General features: G+C 67.7%; 18 protein-coding genes. 8 read left to right on the top strand and 10 right to left on the bottom strand.

Going from position 1 to position 16,556, the window contains the following annotated elements; all coding sequences use genetic code 11:
- A partial coding sequence (locus BLT64_RS22875) for a transposase (protein WP_139171651.1) occupies window positions 1–227 on the bottom strand: 227 nt, incomplete at its 3' end.
- 447 nt (window positions 228–674) lie between these two features.
- Here BLT64_RS22875 and BLT64_RS22870 point away from each other — a divergent pair.
- The 3 genes from BLT64_RS22870 to lpxK are packed head-to-tail and all read left to right on the top strand — an operon-like array spanning window position 675 to window position 3,155.
- On the top strand, window positions 675–920 hold the full coding sequence (locus BLT64_RS22870) for a DUF4170 domain-containing protein (RefSeq protein WP_041529936.1): 246 nt from the start codon (window positions 675–677) through the stop codon (window positions 918–920).
- A 16-nt stretch (window positions 921–936) separates the two neighbouring features.
- Window positions 937–2,169: a 3-deoxy-D-manno-octulosonic acid transferase gene (locus BLT64_RS22865; protein WP_041529937.1), complete on the top strand. Its 1,233-nt coding sequence runs from the start codon at window positions 937–939 to the stop codon at window positions 2,167–2,169.
- Window positions 2,166–3,155 (top strand): tetraacyldisaccharide 4'-kinase, encoded by a 990-nt coding sequence (gene lpxK, locus BLT64_RS22860; RefSeq protein WP_011748381.1) that lies wholly within the window; start codon window positions 2,166–2,168, stop codon window positions 3,153–3,155. The genes BLT64_RS22865 and lpxK overlap by 4 nt, the downstream gene beginning before the upstream one ends.
- 39 nt (window positions 3,156–3,194) lie before the next feature.
- On the opposite strand, the gene BLT64_RS22855 is transcribed toward lpxK, so the two are convergent.
- Window positions 3,195–3,866, bottom strand: a complete 672-nt coding sequence (locus BLT64_RS22855; protein WP_011748382.1) for a DsbA family protein — start codon at window positions 3,864–3,866, stop codon at window positions 3,195–3,197.
- Window positions 3,863–4,405, bottom strand: coding sequence for a DUF721 domain-containing protein (locus BLT64_RS22850; protein WP_011748383.1), 543 nt, complete (start codon window positions 4,403–4,405; stop codon window positions 3,863–3,865). The genes BLT64_RS22855 and BLT64_RS22850 overlap by 4 nt, the downstream gene beginning before the upstream one ends.
- Before the next feature lie 76 nt (window positions 4,406–4,481).
- Here BLT64_RS22850 and BLT64_RS22845 point away from each other — a divergent pair, with 76 nt between their 5' ends.
- Both BLT64_RS22845 and BLT64_RS22840 read left to right on the top strand, forming a co-directional pair.
- Window positions 4,482–5,543 carry an A/G-specific adenine glycosylase gene (locus BLT64_RS22845; RefSeq protein ID WP_041529938.1) on the top strand — a complete coding sequence of 354 codons (1,062 nt, stop codon included), beginning with the start codon at window positions 4,482–4,484 and terminating at the stop codon, window positions 5,541–5,543.
- A gap of 83 nt (window positions 5,544–5,626) precedes the next feature.
- Window positions 5,627–6,763 carry an alkane 1-monooxygenase gene (locus BLT64_RS22840; RefSeq protein ID WP_041530234.1) on the top strand — a complete coding sequence of 379 codons (1,137 nt, stop codon included), beginning with the start codon at window positions 5,627–5,629 and terminating at the stop codon, window positions 6,761–6,763.
- Here BLT64_RS22840 and BLT64_RS22835 read toward each other — a convergent pair.
- The 6 genes from BLT64_RS22835 to BLT64_RS22810 all read right to left on the bottom strand — a co-directional run bounded on the left by BLT64_RS22835 (window position 6,758) and on the right by BLT64_RS22810 (window position 12,279).
- Window positions 6,758–7,543 carry a hypothetical protein gene (locus BLT64_RS22835; RefSeq protein ID WP_011748386.1) on the bottom strand — a complete coding sequence of 262 codons (786 nt, stop codon included), beginning with the start codon at window positions 7,541–7,543 and terminating at the stop codon, window positions 6,758–6,760. The two genes, BLT64_RS22840 and BLT64_RS22835, sit on opposite strands and share 6 nt — an antisense overlap.
- The gene (locus BLT64_RS22830; RefSeq protein ID WP_041529939.1) at window positions 7,540–8,592 is read right to left on the bottom strand and encodes a GSCFA domain-containing protein; all 1,053 of its coding nucleotides are present in this window, start codon (window positions 8,590–8,592) and stop codon (window positions 7,540–7,542) included. The genes BLT64_RS22835 and BLT64_RS22830 overlap by 4 nt, the downstream gene beginning before the upstream one ends.
- Window positions 8,593–8,718: 126 nt before the next feature.
- On the bottom strand, window positions 8,719–9,849 hold the full coding sequence (locus BLT64_RS22825; protein WP_011748388.1) for a site-specific DNA-methyltransferase: 1,131 nt from the start codon (window positions 9,847–9,849) through the stop codon (window positions 8,719–8,721).
- An 88-nt stretch (window positions 9,850–9,937) separates the two neighbouring features.
- Window positions 9,938–10,570 carry a ribonuclease HII gene (gene rnhB / locus BLT64_RS22820; protein WP_011748389.1) on the bottom strand — a complete coding sequence of 211 codons (633 nt, stop codon included), beginning with the start codon at window positions 10,568–10,570 and terminating at the stop codon, window positions 9,938–9,940.
- On the bottom strand, window positions 10,567–11,046 hold the full coding sequence (locus BLT64_RS22815; RefSeq protein WP_011748390.1) for an ureidoglycolate lyase: 480 nt from the start codon (window positions 11,044–11,046) through the stop codon (window positions 10,567–10,569). The genes rnhB and BLT64_RS22815 overlap by 4 nt, the downstream gene beginning before the upstream one ends.
- 57 nt (window positions 11,047–11,103) lie before the next feature.
- Window positions 11,104–12,279, bottom strand: a complete 1,176-nt coding sequence (locus BLT64_RS22810; protein WP_011748391.1) for an MFS transporter — start codon at window positions 12,277–12,279, stop codon at window positions 11,104–11,106.
- Window positions 12,280–12,570: 291 nt separating this feature from the next.
- Here BLT64_RS22810 and BLT64_RS22805 point away from each other — a divergent pair, with 291 nt between their 5' ends.
- The 3 genes from BLT64_RS22805 (at window position 12,571) to BLT64_RS22795 (ending at window position 15,749) form a co-directional block, all read left to right on the top strand.
- A complete protein-coding gene (locus BLT64_RS22805) occupies window positions 12,571–13,320 on the top strand; it encodes a GntR family transcriptional regulator (protein WP_011748392.1) in 750 nt (249 codons plus the stop codon).
- A gap of 109 nt (window positions 13,321–13,429) precedes the next feature.
- The gene (locus BLT64_RS22800; RefSeq protein ID WP_011748393.1) at window positions 13,430–14,911 is read left to right on the top strand and encodes a L,D-transpeptidase family protein; all 1,482 of its coding nucleotides are present in this window, start codon (window positions 13,430–13,432) and stop codon (window positions 14,909–14,911) included.
- A gap of 1 nt (window position 14,912) precedes the next feature.
- The gene (locus BLT64_RS22795; RefSeq protein ID WP_011748394.1) at window positions 14,913–15,749 is read left to right on the top strand and encodes an extensin family protein; all 837 of its coding nucleotides are present in this window, start codon (window positions 14,913–14,915) and stop codon (window positions 15,747–15,749) included.
- 3 nt (window positions 15,750–15,752) lie between these two features.
- Here the strand turns inward: BLT64_RS22795 and BLT64_RS22790 are convergent, their stop codons facing one another.
- Window positions 15,753–16,484, bottom strand: a complete 732-nt coding sequence (locus BLT64_RS22790) for a Crp/Fnr family transcriptional regulator (RefSeq protein WP_011748395.1) — start codon at window positions 16,482–16,484, stop codon at window positions 15,753–15,755.
- Window positions 16,485–16,556: the final 72 nt, after the last annotated feature.

Genomic DNA, 16,556 nt, shown 5'->3' with positions numbered 1-16,556 from the left:
ATCCTGGCGAAAATGCCTTTCTCGCTCCAACGCTTCCACCGGCTGTAGAGCGTCTTGTGCGGCCCATACTCCCTGGGGGCATCTCGCCAGCGCAAACCATTGCGATTGATGAAGATAATCCCGCTTAGAACACGCTTGTCATCGACGCGTGGCTTGCCGTGCGACTTCGGGAAGAAAGGGGCAAGCTTGGCCATCTGCTCGTCGGTCAGCCAGTACAGGTCGCTCATGTCACCGCTCCGTTTTCCGAGCCGTGAATCACGTAGCACACTGAAAATCAATGCATCCTGACCCTAGATATATGGGCATTCAATGCCCGCCGCCCGCACCAAGACCCCAAGCCCCATGCCTAAGACACGTGCCGCATCGCCCGGACGGCCTCGTCCCAGCCAGCGGCACATGGGCCGACGCGCAGGCAAGCGCCGTCAGATCACGGCCGCAAGCGCTCCGCAAAAAGGGCAGGAAGAGCGCACCGGTTCGCCCTTCCCTGCCACCCCACGGACCCTCACCACCACGCTCGGGTCGTCGGGGGCTGCTCCCTCTGCCGGCATGTCCTGCTTACTCCGGCCCCCGGTTCACCGCAAATCGCAACTGCGCGCGATTTTACACAAATCAGCCTTGGTTCCCCTGCGAGCCTCGGCTAGGTTCGCGCCGCAATCCGAACCCAGGAGAACACGATGGCGCAGCGCCTCCACCTCGTTTTCGGTGGTGAACTTGTCGATCCCACCCGGACCGAGTTCCGCGACACCAAGGACATCCACATCGTCGGCATCTTCCCGAACTATGCCGAAGCCCACGCCGCGTGGAAGGCCGAGGCGCAGCGCACCGTGGACAGCGCCCATACCCGCTATTTCATCGCCCACCTGCATCGGCTGCGCGACGAGGAGCACGAGGTCAGCCCGACCGAGGAACTGGGCAGCTAAGCCGCCGCGAATCGCGATGTCCCCCGCAGATGCAACCGCATCCCTGGCGCTCTGGCTGCATCTGCGCCGCCGCGCAGCGCTGGCCAGCGGACCGGTCGAGCCCGTCGACGCCCCGCAGGGCGAAGGGCCGCTGGTCATGCTGCATCTTTCGGAACAGGCCGACGAGCCGGGACAGTCGGTCGCGCTGGTCAAGGCGCTCCTGGCAAGGCGGCCGGGCCTGCGCTTCGCCTTTTCGGGCGCGACTTTGCCGCCCGAGGCCCTGCCCGCCGGACTGCGCGCCGTCACCCTGCCCGACCTCGGGGACCCGGCCGCGGCGCGCGAGGTGATCCGGGCGCTGCAACCGCGCGCGCTGCTGGTGCTTGGCGACCGGCTTCCGGCCTCGCTGATCTCGGGCATGGCCGAACGGCGCCTGCCGATCATTCTGGGCGAGGCGCGGCTTGTGACCTATACCCGGCGCGGCTCGTGGCGCGGGGCGGTCAATCGCGGATTGATAGGCAGGATCACCCGCGTCCTTGCCCCGGACCCGACCGCAGCGGCCGCCGCCCGGCAGCTGGGTGCCCCGCCCGACCGGATCGAGCTGACCGGGCCGATCACCGAGACGCGCCCGCCGCTGGTCGCGAACGAGGCCGAACGGCGCGCGCTGGCCCAGATCCTGGCCGGCCGCCACACCTGGCTCGCGGCTTGCCCCACCCTGCCCGAGGCCCGGCTGGCGCTGGCCGCCCATCAGGCGGCACTGCACCACAATCACCGTGCGCTGCTGATCCTGGCCGGCCTGCCGCCCGAGACGATCCCCGGGATCCGCGCCGAGGTCGAGGCGCTTGGCCTTGCGGCGGTGCTGCGTTCGGACGACGAGGACCCCTCGCCGGACGACCATGTGCTGATCGCCGAGGATACGCATGAGATGGGGCTGTGGTATCGGCTGGCGCCGGTCTGCTTCATGGGCGGCACCCTGCTGTCCGGCCCCGGCCTCGCGCCGCGCCACCCGTTCGAGCCCGCCGCGCTCGGCTCGGCCATCATCCACGGCCCGATCACCGAGGCGCATGGCCCGGAATGGGTGCAGCTGGACGGAGCCTCGGCCGCGCGGCTGGTCGCGGACGCAGTCGGGCTGACCCGGGCGGTCGAGGATCTTTCGGCACCGGACCAGGCGGCTATGCTGGCCGGGAACGCCTGGTCGGTCAGCACCGGCGGCGCCGCCGTGCTGCGCCGCATCGCCGAGATCGTCGTCGAGGCCATGGAGGATACGCGATGAGCCGCCGCGCCCCCGATTTCTGGTTCCAGCCGCCGGGGCTGCGCGCCCGCCTTCTGGCGCCGCTGGGCGCGCTTTATGCCGCCGCCACCGCCCGCCGCCTGGCGCGCGGCCCGCGCACGCGGCCGGGCGTGCCGGTGATCTGCATCGGCAACCTGAACGCCGGGGGCACCGGCAAGACGCCCACCACCATCATGCTGGCCCGGCTTTTGCAGGATCGCGGCGTGGCGGTTCATATCGTCTCGCGCGGCTATGGCGGCAGCGAAAAGGGGCCGCGGCGGGTCGAGGAAGCGCGCCACAGCGCGGCCGAGGTCGGCGACGAGCCGCTGCTGATGGCGGCCTTTGCGCCGGTCTGGGTCGCGGATGACCGGCTGGCGGGCGCACGGGCGGCGGTCGAGGCGGGTGCGCAGGCGATCCTGCTCGACGACGGTTTCCAGGATCCGGCGCTGGCCCATGACCTGTCGCTGGTCGTGGTCGATGCGGCCAAGGGCTTCGGCAACGGGCTCTGCCTGCCCGCAGGTCCGCTGCGCGAGCCGGTGGATCGCGGCCTGGCCCGCGCCGGCCTGCTGCTTTCGATCGGCGAGGCCGCGGCACAGGCGCGATTCGCCGCGACATTGGGCACGCGCCTGCCACTGCCGCATCTGACCGGGCGGCTTGCGCCCTTGCAGACCGGCATGGACTGGCAGGGCCAGCGCGTGCTGGCCTTTGCCGGCATCGGCCATCCCGAGAAATTCTTCGCCACCCTGCGCGGCCTTGGCGCCGATGTGGTCCGGGCCGAGGCGCTGGAGGATCACCAGCCCTTTACCCCGCAACTGCTGATCCGGCTGGAGACCGAATCGCGGCTGACCGGCGCGCAGATGGTGACGACGGAAAAGGATGCCGTGCGGCTGCCGCGCAGCTTCCGGCCCAAGGTGCTGGCCCTGCCGGTGCGGCTGCAACTGGACGATGCCGCGCCGCTCGAGGAACGCCTGGCATCGCTGGGCCTATGACGGCGGACCCCGGCCAAGCCGGGGTCGCCCAGGGGCGGTTCAGCCCTTGCTTTCGGCTTCGGCCAGCTTGGCGTCGATGATCTTCTTCAGATCATCCCAGGGCTGGTTCTGGACCTTTTCGCCGGCGATGATGAAGGTCGGCGTGCCCTCGATCTGGTCGGCGGTGGCATGGGTCTGGAAGGTGGTGACCAGGTCCGCGACCTTCTGCTGGTCGTTCCAGCAGGTATCCATCTGCTCGGGCGTCATGCCGGCCTTGGCGCCGATCTTGCGCAGGTTGGCGGCGATCTCGTCGCCCGATTTCGCGCTCAGCCAATTCTTCTGGTCGCCGAAGATCAGGTCCGAAACGGCATAGTATTTCTCGTCCCCGCCGCAACGGGCAAGGATGCCGGCCCAAAGCCCGACCGCGTCGAAATAGACGTCGCGCTGGATGAACTTCACCTTGCCGGTATCGACATATTCCGCCTTGAGCTTGGGCAGGTTCTGGTCGTGGAAGGCCGCGCAATGGCTGCAGGTGAAGCTGGCATATTCGATGATCGTGACCGGCGCATCGGCCTGGCCCAGCGCGATATCGGGCAGAACCTTGCCCTCGGGCATCTGCTCGGCGGCCTGGGCGTTGTCGGCGGGTTTCGCCTCTTGCGCCAGCGCCGGCAGCGCGGAAACGGTCAGCGCGGCCGTGGCGGCGGCGATCAGAGAGCGGCGAAGCAGCATCATGGATTGGCCTTTCGGTCGTTGGTGTCCCGGCGGGACAGGATGTTCAGCGCCAGCCGCCGCATGGCGGCGGACAGCGCAGGATGGTCGAAGCCCGAAGCGATGTCGTCAGCCTGGGCGATCTTCTGCGGATCGGGCGGCGGCGGCGTTCGGGGCGGCGCGGCAATGAACTCGGCCTGCCCCTCGGCAAAACCGGTTGGTGCGGTCTGCGTAAGCACGATGCGCGAGACGGCGTTGAAGCCGTAGCAGGCGTTCACCCGCTCGCGGATCTGGTCCAGCTGCATGCCGATCAGCGGCGCCTGCGCACCCGGCACCAGCAGCGTCAGCGTGGCGCCCAGGCCCTTGCCATGGCTGATCTTGACCGGGCGGGTCCGGGCGGCAAGTTCGGGACCGACCACCTCGGACCAATGGGTCAACAGCCGGGCCGTGGCGAAGCCCCGGCTTTCGCCGACCGCCTTGACCCGCTGCGCGACCAGTTGGGCCGCCGCCTCGAAGCCGCGCATCCGGCGGCGGGGCTGGGTCTCGGGTTTCTTCTGGGCCATCGGGCAACCATATGGTTTATCTGGCGCGCAGTCTGGACCGCGACGCGCCCGGATACCAGAGAGACGAGGCTGAAAATTGCGTGACCTGAGGGTGATCCCGACCGAGCTGCTGGCATGGTACGACCGCCATGCCCGGGTGCTGCCGTGGCGCATGCCCCCGGGTCGCGGCACTGCCGACCCCTATCGCGTCTGGCTGTCCGAGGTCATGCTGCAACAGACCACCGTCGCCGCGGTGAAAGCCTATTTCGAGCGGTTCACCAGCCTTTGGCCCACGGTCCACGACCTTGCCGCCGCCGAGGATGCGCAGGTGATGGCGGAATGGGCCGGGCTCGGCTATTACGCCCGCGCCCGCAACCTGATCGCCTGCGCCCGCGCGGTCTCGGCCATGGGCGCATTCCCCGACACGCGCGCGGAACTGGCAGACCTGCCCGGCATCGGCGCCTATACCTCGGCCGCCATCGCCGCCATCGCCTTCGACCGGCCCGAAACAGTGGTGGACGGCAATGTCGAGCGCGTCGTCGCGCGGCTTTTCGCGGTCGAGACGCCCCTGCCCGCCGCCAAGCCGGAACTTGTCGCACTGGCCGCCGGCCTGACACCGTCGGAGCGGCCGGGCGATTTCGCACAGGCGATGATGGACCTGGGCGCGACCATCTGCACGCCCAGAAGCCCGGCCTGCGGCATCTGCCCGGTCATCGACCATTGCGCGGCGCGCGCGCAGGGCATCGCCGCCGACCTGCCCCGCAAGGCGCCCAAGAAGGCCAAGCCCCTGCGTCAAGGCATCGTCTGGATCGGTTTTTCCAAGGGGGCGGTCCTGGTCGAGACCCGGCCGGACCGGGGCCTTCTGGGCGGTACGCTGGCCTTTCCCTCGACCGGCTGGGACGGCTCGGACCTGCCGCCGCCTGCGCCGGGCGACTGGCAGGAGATCGGACTCGTCCGCCATGTCTTCACCCATTTCGCGCTGGATCTGACGGTAATGACCGCCCGCTTGACCGCCGCGCCGGAACGCGGCAATCTGGCGCCGCTCAGCGAGTTCAGACCTGCCGCCCTGCCCGGGCTGATGCGCAAGGCCTGGGCGCTTGCCCGCCCCGAAACCGCCACCCTGCCCGCGACAACCGGTCGCCGTGGCAAGACCGGGTAAAGCCCGTCATAGTCGCGTCCGTAACACGCATTCATTCGGCCGCTTCTGCCCTTCAACGATTTTCCAGTTTCCTTGTCATGCCCATGCAAACCGCGTTTCGTTCCCGCCTGATCGATGCCCTGCCCTTCTGGCTTTCGCTGGGCATGGTGCCGCTTGCCATCATCGCCGCGCGCCTCGGCGGCTGGTGGTTCCTGCTGATGCCCCTTTACGCTTGGTATCTGACCACCATGCTCGACACGGTGCTGGGGCTGAACGAGGAAAACCCCGACACCGAGACGCCCGAGACCCAGCTTTTCTGGTATCGCGCCATCACCATCATCTGGTTTCCGATCCAGGCGGCGATGATCTTCGGTGCCATCTGGCATGCCACCCGCAGCGGGCTGTCGGGCTGGGAAAAGCTGGGGCTGTTCTTCGGCATCGGCGTCGCCTCGGGCACCATCGGCATCGTCTATGCCCACGAATTGCTGCATCAGAAGAACCGGATGGAACGCTGGCTGGGCGACCTGCTTCTGGCCTCGACGCTTTATTCGCATTTCCGCACCGAGCATCTTCTGGTGCATCATTCCTGGGTGGCGACGCCGCGCGACGCGGTCTCGGCCCGCTATAACGAAAGCTTCTTCCGCTTTTTCCTGCGCGTGCTGGCCGATTGCCCGAAAAGCGCCTGGCAGGCCGAAACCCGGCGCCTGGCCCGTGCCGGCCGCTCGAAATTCGACCGCCGCAACCCGTTCTGGCGCTATGCTGCGCTGCAACTGGCGATGCTGGCGCTGGCCGCGGCGCTTGGCGGCTGGCAGGGGCTGTTGCTTTTCCTCTGGCAAGCCTTCGTCGCCGTCTGGCAGCTTGAACTGACCAATTACGTCGAGCATTACGGGCTGACCCGCAAATACCTGGGCGATGGCCGTTACGAGCATGTCCTGCCGCGCCATAGCTGGAACAGTTCGCACACGGCGACGAACTGGCTGCTCATCAACCTGCAACGCCATTCGGACCACCACTACAAGCCCGACCGGCGCTTTCCCCTGTTGCAGACCTATGCCGAGGACGAGGCGCCGCAATTGCCGATGGGCTATCCGGCCATGAATTTCCTGGCCATGATCCCGCCGCTGTGGCGCCGAAAGATGAACCCTCGTGTCAGGGCCTGGCGCCGGCAGTTCTATCCCGAGATCACCGACTGGCAGCCCTATGGCCGCGGCGAGTTGCCCATGCCGCGCGGCGCGCTATAGCGCCGCCAGCGCCGCGACGATCAGGTCGAGTTGCCGCGCACCATAGGCCGGATTGGCATGGCCGTATTCCCGCGCCTCATGCGGCACGTCGCGGCGCGGCTGCATGCGGACGGAACCGCGCATCCATTCCGGCGCGGTAAAGACCTCGTCGACCACGGTATCGGCGGGCTGGGCGATATGGATCGCGTCCCGGCCCAGTGCCTGATGCAATATCCGCAGATAGCGCGCGTGATAGGCGCCGCCGTCACCCCGCGCCGCCATGGCGACATGCGGCGCGAAATCCTGCGGATCGGTCCTGCATTCCACCGAAGGAAAAACCGTATCCATGAACAGCACCGGCCCTTGCCCAAGCCCCGCCAATGCCCGGATCAGGCGCAGCGTCGGCGAGTTCCCGATGCGATCGGCCAGCAGCGCCTCGACCAAACCGGAAGAGATCAGCCGGCACCGTTCGCCCCGCGCGACCGAGGGAAAGTCCGGACTGCGATGATGCTCTTGCAAGCCGGCCAGCCTGTGAAAGGCCAGGCAGCCGATCACCACGAAGGCATCGTAACCCGATAGCGGCAGGTCGGGGATGCCGTTATAATAGCGCATCTTCCTGCGCACCTCGGTATCGCTGGGATGAATCGCGCCGTCCCTGACCTCCAGCATGCCGATGGTGTCGCCCGGCATGGCAAACACATCGGGCTGAAAGCCGGGCCATGTTTCGGGACGGTCGCGCAGGGCGATGCGCGGGGCGGCGGTATGCGAATTGCCCAGCATCAGCACATTGCGCGGCATCATTTGCGGAATGCCTCCAGCAGGATTTCCTCGCAGACGACACCTTCGGCGGCGTCAGTCCCCGGCTCGGGGGTTTCGGTCCTGCTCGGCCCGGTTTCCGCCGCAAGTCCATGGGCGCCCAGAAATGCCCCCATCACCGCCGCCACGCCCTCGGCCGTCACCTCGCGCAGATCGGGGTGAAAGAAGCGCCCACGCGCCGCCGGGTTGGTCACGATCTCATAGGCGGGGAAATAGTCCACATCCGCATGGGCCGCCGCGAACTCGTCGGCCGCCGCGCGCAGCACCGCCTTGGAGCGCGCGGTCGCGGCCAGCACATGCCCGCCCGAAGCCGTCGCCGTCAGCGGCACGGGCGAGACGGTCAGGATCATTCGCATCCCCGGGTTCAGACCCTGCAACAATCCGCGCGCGCGCCCCAGATCCTCCAGCACCTCGCCAAAGCGCAGGTTGAGAAAGCCGTGGCGCTGGGGATCGAAACTGCCCGCGACCACGCCCGGACAGGTCGGCCAGACCCGGCCGCTGGCCCGGTCGGCCCAGCATTCGGTCAGCCCCAGCGTAAAGATGAAATGCGAGCTGCGCGCGAAAAGCCCGCGAACGGCCGCCAGATGCGTGCACCGCAGCGCCAGCGCCTCTTCGGCCGAGGCAAAGCCGCGCGGCTCGACGGTCGGACGCAGCGCATCGTAAAACCGGCCGTCCTGCTGCCAGACCGCCGCCGGCTCGACCCGCCCCTCCAGCGCATCCTCAAGCAGTTGAACCAGTTGCCGGCTGGTATAGATGTTGCCGTAGCGCGCAGAATAGACACGGTAATTATAGGCCCGGACCAGCGCGGGCGGCCAGCCGCGACCCGGCGGCTCGGCATCCAGGACATTCATCCCCGCCTCGCGCAGCGCCCGCCCCACATGCTGGGCAAAGCAACTGCCCGCGGTGGCGATGGCTGCGTCGCGCCCCAGCCCGAATTTCGGCGCGAAGATCCCGGCGGGGGCGGCGGGATCGGCCTCGGCCACGCCGCAGCGCCAGAAGGCATTGGCGGGAAGATCGGAATAGGGATGGCTCATGCCCCGCTCATCCCACATTCCGGCAGACGCGAAAAGGCCCCGCCCGGCGGATGCCGCAGGACGGGGCAAGGCGGTCCCGGCCGCGCCAGAGCTCGCAAGGATCCGGGACTTGGCGAAACCGGGAAATCAGTGGGCGCGGCCCTCGTCGGCCTCCATCTCGGCGCGGATCTGCTGGCGCAGGATGTCGATGGGCACCATCCGCCCCTCGCGCCGGAAGTGCCAATAGGTCCAGCCGTTGCAGCTTGGCGCCCCCTCCAGCGCGGCGCCGACCTGATGGATCGAGCCCTTCACGTCGTTGCCGATCAGGCTGCCATCGGCGCGCACCTTGGCCTTGTGGCGGTTGTTCAGCGAGTAAAGTTCTTCGCCCGGGCGCAGCATGCCGCGCTCGACCACCTGGCCGAAGGGCACGCGCGGCTCGGCGCGCTTGGGCTTGATGGTGGCGATGGCCTCGCTGTCGAACTTGCGGATGCGGGCGATGCGTTTCTCGGCCACCTCGCGATAGGCCGCTTCGCGCTCGATGCCGATGAAGTCGCGGCCCAGCATCTTGGCCACCGCGCCGGTGGTGCCGGTGCCGAAGAACGGGTCCAGCACCACGTCGCCCGGATTGGTCGAGCCGACCAGGATGCGGTGCAGCAGCGCCTCGGGCTTCTGGGTCGGATGCGCCTTGGCGCCACCCGCATCCTTCAGCCGCTCGCCGCCGGTGCAGATCGGCAGCACCCAGTCCGAGCGCATCTGCACGCCCTCGTTCAGCGATTTCAGCGCCTCGTAGTTGAAGGTGTATTTCGCACCCTCGGACTTGCTGGCCCAGATCATCGTCTCATGCGCGTTGGTCAGCCGCTTGCCGCGGAAATTCGGCATCGGGTTGGCCTTGCGCCAGACCACGTCGTTCAGGATCCAGAAGCCCTGGTTCTGCAACTCGGCGCCGACCCGGAAGATGTTGTGATACGAGCCGATGACCCAGATCGCCCCGTCCGGCTTGAGGATGCGGCGCGCGGCGGCAAGCCAGTCGCGGGTAAAGCGGTCATAGGCGGCAAAGCCCGAGAACTGGTCCCAATGGTCGTCCACCGCATCGACCCTGGAATTGTCCGGTCGATGCAGCTCGCCCTTGAGTTGCAGGTTATAGGGCGGGTCGGCAAAGATCAGGTCGACGCTGGCCTCGGGCAGCGCATTCATGATCTCGATGCAATCTCCGGCCAGAATCTGGTTGAGCGGAAGGGTTCGCGCCGCAGCGCGGGATTTCATGTCAAGCTTCGTCATCACTGCCTCGGGTTTCGGCTATTGGTTTGCCGATTTGATGAGGCCGATAATGAGTCACCGCCGATTCGCCGTCAAATTCTTTTTCGAATCAACGGGTTGCGGTTTCTTCTTTACACAATATCTTGTGGACGGGGGCAAAGCTGCGCCTATGATATGGGGTCACGCCCAGATCTAGCAGCGCTTGGCGATGCGCCGGCGTCGGATAACCGGCATTCGCCTCCCAGCCGTATCCGGGGTGCTGTTGCGCCAAATCCACCATGATGCGATCGCGCAACAGTTTGGCCAGGATCGAGGCCGCGGCGATGGACAGGCAGCGCGCATCGCCCCCGACCACCGCCTGTCCCGGCAGGTCCAGGTCGCGCGGCAGCATGTTGCCGTCGACCAGCACCAGGCAGGGCCGCTGGCGCAACCCGGCGATGGCCCGGCACATCGCCAGATGCGAGGCGCGCAGGATGTTCAGCCGGTCGATTTCCTCGACGCTCGCATGGCCCACCGCCCAGTCGCAGCGCGCCATGACCAGCTCGGCCAGCGCCTCGCGCCGCTTCGCCGTCAGCTTCTTGGAATCGTTCAGCCCCTCGGGGATGCAACCCGCATCCAGGATCACCGCCGCCGCCGTGACCGGCCCGGCCAGGGGGCCGCGCCCGACCTCGTCCACGCCGGCCACGAACCGCGCCCCGGAGCGAAGCGCGGCCTCCTCAAGGGAATAATCCGGCCAGTTCATGCCTCGACGGTGACGGGGGCGATCTCGACCTCTTCCAGGTTCACGCCCTCGCCCTCGCGATCCACGACCAGGAAATCGGCCGGGCGGTCCAGCGGCGTCAGCACGCCATGCCAGATCCCGGCACGCAGGTTCACCCCCATGCCCGCCGGCACCAGAAAGGCGATCGGCGCGCCCGGCCGGCCGCCCTCGTCCGGCGCCACGATCGACAGCCAGGGATCAGGCCCCAGCGGCACGAAGGCTTGCGACCCCAGGGGATGGCGCTCCAGCAGCGCGCAATCATAGGGCAGGCTCACCGGCTCGGAGCGAAAGATCGAGATGATCGCCTCGCCCCCGCCGCGCTCGACCGTGGCCAGCGCATGATGCCGCTCGCAGCGCCCGGCATTGATCATCTTCGAAGGCGCCTCGCGCGGGGACAGCAACTCGCCGAAGGGGGCGAACTCCTCGGCCGTGATCGGCCTTGCCTTGATCCTGCTCATCTTTCTCCGTTTCCCAAATACTCCGGGGGTCCGGGGGCGGCGCCCCCGGTCCGGCCTCTACAACCGCTCCATCCGCGGCAGGAAGATGGTCAGCAGACCCATCAGCGGCAGATAAGAGCAGATCCGATAGACGAATTCGATCCCCCTGGCATCCGCGATCACCCCCAGCACCGCGGCGGCGATCCCGCCCATGCCGAAGGCGAAGCCGAAGAAGATGCCGGCGATCATCCCGGTCCGCCCCGGCACCAGCTCCTGCGCAAAGACCACGATGGCCGGAAAGGCCGAGGCCAGGATCACCCCGATCAGCACGGTCAGGAACCCGGTCGCGACCAGCCCCACATGCGGCAGCATCAGGGTAAAGGGCAGGATGCCCAGGATCGAGAACCAGATCACCTTCAAGGGCCCGATCCGGTCGCCGATCAACCCGCCCAGCATGACCCCCGCCGCCATGCCGCCCAGGAACAGGAACAGCATCAGCTGCGCATGCTGCGTGCTCAGCCCGAACTTCTCGATCAGGAAGAAGGTGTAATAGCTGGAAATGCTGGCGGTATAGATGTTCTTGGTGAATGTCAGCAGCGCCAGCACCACGATGGCCAGGGCCACGCGTTGACGGGTGAAGGGCGAGGCTTCCGCCGGACGCGCGGACGCCGCCTTGCGCCGCCCGTCGGCCCAGCTGCCGATGCGCCACAGGATCGCCGATCCCGCCATGGCGGCGACCGAGAAGATGGCGACCGAAGGCCGGCCCAGAGGCACGACGACAAAGGCCGCCAGCAGCGGTCCCAACGCGCTGCCGAAATTGCCGCCCAGCTGGAACAGCGACTGCGCCGTGCCGAATCGGCCACCCGAGGCGATGCGCGCCACGCGCGAGCTTTCGGGATGGAACACGGCCGAACCGATGCCGATCAGCATCGCCCCCGACAGAAGCACCCAGTATTCATGCGCCAGCGCCAGCAACAGCACGCCGACGACGGTCGAGCCCATGCCCACGGCCAGCGAACGCGGCATCGGATTGCGATCCGTCACCATGCCCACCACCGGCTGAAGCAGCGAGGCCGTGACCTGGAAGGCAAAGGTCATCATGCCGATCTGCCAATAGGACAGCGCGAACTCCTCGCGCAGCAAGGGATAGATCGCGGCCAGCATGGATTGCATGATGTCATTGATCATGTGGCACAGGCTGATCGCGATCAGCACCGTCCAGGCCGTGGCGGATACGCCCTGGCCGCGGAACATCGAAGCTTCCGTCACGGCATCACCTCTTGAGAATCGCCGGATTTGTCCTGCCCGGCCGGCGGAATGTCAACCTGGACAGGCGGATCATGGCCGGCGCCTGCAATTGACCTTGACCCTCACGGGAATTTGCAATCAAAAACTAAACCAATAAGTTTACCAAATCCCCCCGGTCGGGCAGACCCGTCGCTTCGGCCCCGTCGCTTCGGCCCTGCCGAGCCCGGGCGAGGCGAGCCCGCTCGGTCGAGCAAACAGAGTTCTGCCGCAACCCCGACGCAAAGACATATTTTAGACATGATTGAGCTTCCCAGCTACGTGGCGCAGGCACTTTCGGCAGAACCGCAAGAGCGCAAACGCCGGAACATGACCTGGCAGGCCGTCCAGGAAGAGGTTCTGACCCGCATCCACAACGGCAACTGGCCCGAGGGAGAACTGATCCCGACCGAAGCCGAACTGGCGACCGAATTCGGCTGCGCGCGCGCCACCGTGAACCGGGCCTTGCAGACCCTGGCGCAAAGCGGCGTGCTCGAACGCCGGCGCAAGGTCGGCACCCGCGTCGCGCAGCATCCCCGCGTGCAGATGGTGCGCTTCCTGCTGCGGCGCGAGATCGAGGCCGCCGGCAAGACCTATGGCTATGCCCTGCTGGATTACGAGGAATGCTCGCCTCCGGCGGATGTCGCGCAGGCGATGCTGCTGCGCACCGACGACCGCCTCCTTCGCGTCCAGGCCAGCTTCAGCGCCGACGGCGTGCCCTATTGCTGCGAGGAACGCTGGATCAACAGCTACACCACCCCCGGGCTGACGCGCGAGGCCCTGGTGCAGATGAGCTCCTGCGAATGGCTGCTGGGCCATGTGCCGGTCAACCGTGCCAGCATGGCGATCGGCGCGGCGCTGGCCGGCCCGGCCCTGGCGTCCGAGGCGCTTGGCCTGGCGCCGGGCGACCCGGTCCTGCTGGTCGAGCGGATAGACTGGCTGAACAACATGCCGGTCTCGCTGACGCGGCGCTATTTCCCGCAGCATCATCGCTTCGCCGCGACGATCTGAGGGCCGCGTTCAACCCGAGTTGACCGGCACAAGCTTGCCTTGCGCGCACATTTGGCCAAATGTGCCCGACAAAACCAGAACACGACAGGCAAACAGACCGGATTCGAGCATGCCCCCGACCCGATCCCACACGGGCCTTGTCGCGCGCCTTTCACTGGCCGCGGCCGCCCTTGTCCTTCCGCTTTCGCCCGGCTGGGCGCAGGCCGCCCCTGCCACCCCGCCGGCCTCCGGCACCGCCGCGCAGGTCGCGGCCCCGAAGCCCAAAGCGCTGAGCACGATCAGCCCGGCCGAGATCGAGGTGGCCGGCTATGACGGCGGCGACCTGCCCGCCGGCCAGTCCGCGCTGACCGCCAAGGTGCAGATCCTGCTGGACCGCGCCGGCATCTCGCCCGGCGTGGTGGACGGCTGGCGCGGCGGGATGAGCGAAAGCGCCATCATGGCCTTCCAGCGCCGCTCGGGCCTGCCGATGACCGGCCGCATGGATCATGCGGTGTGGGACTTGCTGCAGGGCTATGCCGCCGCGCCGCTGACCACGGCCTATACCATCACCGACGAGGACACGACCGGCCTGGTCGACCGCATCCCCTCGGATTACGCCGAAAAGGCGGCGATGACCTCGCAGGGCTATACCAGCGTGCTGGAAAAGCTGGCCGAGCGTTTCCACATGGACGAGAAATTCCTGGCCAAGATGAACCCCGGCGCAGCCTTCCGGCCCGGCGAGACGATCCATGCCACCGTCCCCGCCAAGCCGATCCGCGCCACCGTCACCCGCATCATCGTCGACAAGGAGACCCGCCGCGTCGCCGCCTATGACGCCAAGGGCAACATGGTCGCGGACTATCCGGCCACGGTCGGCTCGGCCGACACGCCCTCGCCGCATGGCAATCACGTCGTGGATGCTGTGGCGCTGAACCCGACCTATACCTACAACCCGCATCGCAACTTCAAGCAGGGCCAGAACGACCGGGTGCTGACCATACCGCCGGGGCCGAACGGGCCGGTCGGCAATGTCTGGATCGACCTGTCCGAGCCGACCTACGGCATCCACGGAACCGCCACGCCCTCGCAGCTGTTCCTGAACCAGTCGCATGGCTGCGTGCGGCTGACGAACTGGGATGCGTGGGAACTGGCGCATATGGTCAAGCCCAAGGTCACGACGGTCGAATTCCTGCCCCCCGGGGTCAGGATCGCCGATGTGACCGGCGCCTCGCCCGTGGCGGCGGCGACGCAGACGGCAGCGGTCGCGGCCATCGCGGGCACCCGCCCGCCGGCCCGCGGCGACCGGGTGCCGCCGGCCATCGCCGCGGCCATCCCCGAGGTGCCGCCCGCGGTCGCTGAGACGACGGCCATTCCCACAGCCGCAACCGTCGTCGAGGCCGCGACAGAAGCCGCCGCGGCCGTGGCCACGACCGAGCCATTGGTCATCACCCCCGAGGTGCCCGTTTCACAGGAACCGCTGGTCTCCGACACGCAGCACCCCCTGCCGGTCGAGGAAGAGCCGGAATATCCCTCGGACGTCATGCTTCCCGAAAGCCTGCCGGGACAGGCGCCGGGCAGCGTGACGCTTTATCCGCAGGCCGGGCAGCCCTGAGATGCGTGGGCTGGCCTCGGTCCTGGCCTTGGTCCTGGCGGCTACGCTGATGGTCCTGCCGGGCCAGGCACCGGCACAGGACGCGCCCACGCCGCGCCCCGACCACCCGGCCGAGGAGCGCCCTGCCCCGCGGCCAGAAAACGAGGCTGCTCCGCCGGAAGGGGACGCCAAGCCCACCCCCGAACCCGGATCCCCGGCAGAACCGCCGGAGGATCCCGCGGAACCCGAAGCCCCTGCCCCGACCGGCTTGCCGGTTCACACCACCTTGCGGGAAAGCGATTTCGACTATTCCGCCTGCCTGCTGGAGCTGACCCTGCTGGGCGCCGATTACAGCGAAGCGCCGCCGATCCTCGACCCGGACCAGCGCGATTGCGGCATCGATCGCCCGATCCTGCTGCGCCAGCCCCTGCCGGGGATCGAGATCCCGGGCGGCGCCCCCATGCGTTGCGACCTGGCCCGGCATCTGGCGCATTGGCTGCGCGATTTCGTCCGCCCTGCCGCCGCCCTGCTGCCGGGCCAGCCGAGGCTTGTCGCACTGGAGCCGGGCTCGACCTATCAATGCCGGTCAACGGTAGGGAACCAGGGCGAAAACCTATCGGAGCACGCTTTCGGCAATGCCTTCGACATCGCCGCCTTCCGCTTCGACGACGGCACGCGCATCGCGGTCGAACCGCGCCAGGACAGCGGCGACCTGCACGAGGCCTTCCAGAGCGCAGCGCACGGCACCGCCTGCCTGCATTTCACTACGGTTCTGGGCCCCGGCGCCAATGCGGCGCATGACGACCACCTGCATCTCGACATCAAGGCCCGGCGCGGCGATTTTCGGCTGTGCCAATAGGGTTCAGCGCCGGACCCGCCCCAGATCCAGATATTCCGGGTCGAACCGCGCCAGCCGCACCAGCCTTTGCCAGTCGAGGATCTCGACTTCGCTGCCGGTCCAGCGGATCAGCCCGTCCGCGCGCAGGTCGCGCACGGCACGGTTCACATGGATCGGGGTATAGCCCAGGATATCGGCCAGCTCCTTCTGCAACAGCGGCAGCGTGAAGCGATGGTCCTGCGCCGCGCCGACGCTGGAGAGCCGAGTGTAAAGCTCGCACAAGAGATGCGCCAGATGCGCGCTTGAACGCAACGAGGCGGTCGCGACCAGCCATTGCCGGTGGATCGCGGCATCGATCACCGTGGACATCCACAAAAGCCGGGTCAGATGCGGAAAATCCTGCGTGATCCGCCGCAGGTCGGCATGCTCGACGAACTCCACCTCGGATTCGCCGACCGAGATCACGTCATGCTCCAGCCCGGCCAGCACGAAACCATGCAGATCGACGAAATCCCCCGGAACATGCAGGGCGGTGATGACCCGCTCGCCCGGGCGGCCGACCAGGTCGTGCCGGCGCGCCGCCATGCCGCGCAGCATCATGCAGCTGCGCGTCGCCAGCCGTCCCCGGGGCACAATCACCTCGCCGGGACGAAAGCAGACATGCACGGTCGGAATTGCGCGCAGGCAGGCGATATCGGCTTCGGAAAGCAGGTCTCTTCGTTGCAGGTATCGGACGAAGTATTCGGTGATGGCCATGATGCTCCTCGGCTCAACCGCAGGAGATTGTCAACGCGCCGACAGCTGTGCAATGACCTCGGGACTCGGGTT

This window comes from Paracoccus denitrificans (assembly GCF_900100045.1).
Lineage (GTDB): Bacteria > Pseudomonadota > Alphaproteobacteria > Rhodobacterales > Rhodobacteraceae > Paracoccus > Paracoccus denitrificans.
This window is presented reverse-complemented; position numbering and strand designations above follow the sequence as displayed.

Coding starts and splice junctions, on each gene's coding strand:
- BLT64_RS22870 (WP_041529936.1), top strand. CDS start 675: ATGGCGCAGCGCCTCCACCTCGTTTTCGGTGGTGAACTTGTCGATCCC.
- BLT64_RS22865 (WP_041529937.1), top strand. CDS start 937: ATGTCCCCCGCAGATGCAACCGCATCCCTGGCGCTCTGGCTGCATCTG.
- lpxK (WP_011748381.1), top strand. CDS start 2,166: ATGAGCCGCCGCGCCCCCGATTTCTGGTTCCAGCCGCCGGGGCTGCGC.
- BLT64_RS22855 (WP_011748382.1), bottom strand. CDS start 3,866: ATGATGCTGCTTCGCCGCTCTCTGATCGCCGCCGCCACGGCCGCGCTG.
- BLT64_RS22850 (WP_011748383.1), bottom strand. CDS start 4,405: ATGGCCCAGAAGAAACCCGAGACCCAGCCCCGCCGCCGGATGCGCGGC.
- BLT64_RS22840 (WP_041530234.1), top strand. CDS start 5,627: ATGCAAACCGCGTTTCGTTCCCGCCTGATCGATGCCCTGCCCTTCTGG.
- BLT64_RS22835 (WP_011748386.1), bottom strand. CDS start 7,543: ATGATGCCGCGCAATGTGCTGATGCTGGGCAATTCGCATACCGCCGCC.
- BLT64_RS22830 (WP_041529939.1), bottom strand. CDS start 8,592: ATGAGCCATCCCTATTCCGATCTTCCCGCCAATGCCTTCTGGCGCTGC.
- BLT64_RS22825 (WP_011748388.1), bottom strand. CDS start 9,849: ATGACGAAGCTTGACATGAAATCCCGCGCTGCGGCGCGAACCCTTCCG.
- rnhB (WP_011748389.1), bottom strand. CDS start 10,570: ATGAACTGGCCGGATTATTCCCTTGAGGAGGCCGCGCTTCGCTCCGGG.
- BLT64_RS22815 (WP_011748390.1), bottom strand. CDS start 11,046: ATGAGCAGGATCAAGGCAAGGCCGATCACGGCCGAGGAGTTCGCCCCC.
- BLT64_RS22810 (WP_011748391.1), bottom strand. CDS start 12,279: ATGTTCCGCGGCCAGGGCGTATCCGCCACGGCCTGGACGGTGCTGATC.
- BLT64_RS22805 (WP_011748392.1), top strand. CDS start 12,571: ATGATTGAGCTTCCCAGCTACGTGGCGCAGGCACTTTCGGCAGAACCG.
- BLT64_RS22800 (WP_011748393.1), top strand. CDS start 13,430: ATGCCCCCGACCCGATCCCACACGGGCCTTGTCGCGCGCCTTTCACTG.
- BLT64_RS22795 (WP_011748394.1), top strand. CDS start 14,913: ATGCGTGGGCTGGCCTCGGTCCTGGCCTTGGTCCTGGCGGCTACGCTG.
- BLT64_RS22790 (WP_011748395.1), bottom strand. CDS start 16,484: ATGGCCATCACCGAATACTTCGTCCGATACCTGCAACGAAGAGACCTG.